The sequence below is a fragment of the Cellulomonas sp. P2_B4 genome, assembly GCF_056404795.1.
Genome location: NZ_JBFUDI010000060.1, coordinates 1 through 624, shown reverse-complemented (window position 1 = coordinate 624; position 624 = coordinate 1). Strand labels below are relative to the sequence as shown.

The following is a 624-nucleotide window of genomic DNA, read 5'->3' as shown; positions in this document are numbered from 1 at the left end:
TCGCTGGGCTGTGTCATGCGGCCAGATAGCAGATGCGGCCCGGGGGGGAAGCCCCGCCAAGGCAGCAGCGCGGCGTTTAGTTCGCCGCGACCGCCGGGCCGTCGATCGTGACCTGCTCCACGCCGCGCTCGCCGACGCGGCAGGTGAAGTCGCGGTGCTCGGACGCCGTGTCGCGATAATCCTCGCGCAGGCCGAGCGTGCCGCGGATGATCCAGTCGGACGCGACCGCATCGACGATCGTCACCTTGTCGATCTTGGCGACGCGGGCGTAGCGGCGCCCTTCCGATTCGGCCGAGGAGACGCAGGCGTCGACCGCGGCTTCCTCGTCGGAGCGCGCGACCGAGACGGTGCGGTTGCCGTCCTCCGGCCCGATGACGGGCGTCGGCTCGACTTCCTCGGCCGCCTTCTTCTTGCCGACGCCCGACAGGATCGCGAACAGGCCGCCGGCGAGAACCGCGCCGAGCAGCACGTCGCCACCGTCGATCTTGTCGTGATCGCCACGATGCCGCGAACCATGGTGCTCCGCCTGGGCGGGACCTGAAGTGAGGCTCATCGCCACCAGCGCGGTGGCCGCGACTGCCTTGCCGAAAATCGTCATGTCCCGTCCCTTTCGATTCGATGACG

Annotated in this window: 1 protein-coding gene; it reads right to left on the bottom strand. The window is 69.6% G+C overall.

Features of this window, described 5'->3' with window-relative positions; genetic code table 11:
- Positions 1-76 precede the first annotated feature (76 nt).
- Positions 77-624: hypothetical protein (locus AC1DZC_RS20080; protein WP_477044503.1), on the bottom strand; the 548-nt coding region annotated here is incomplete at its 5' end.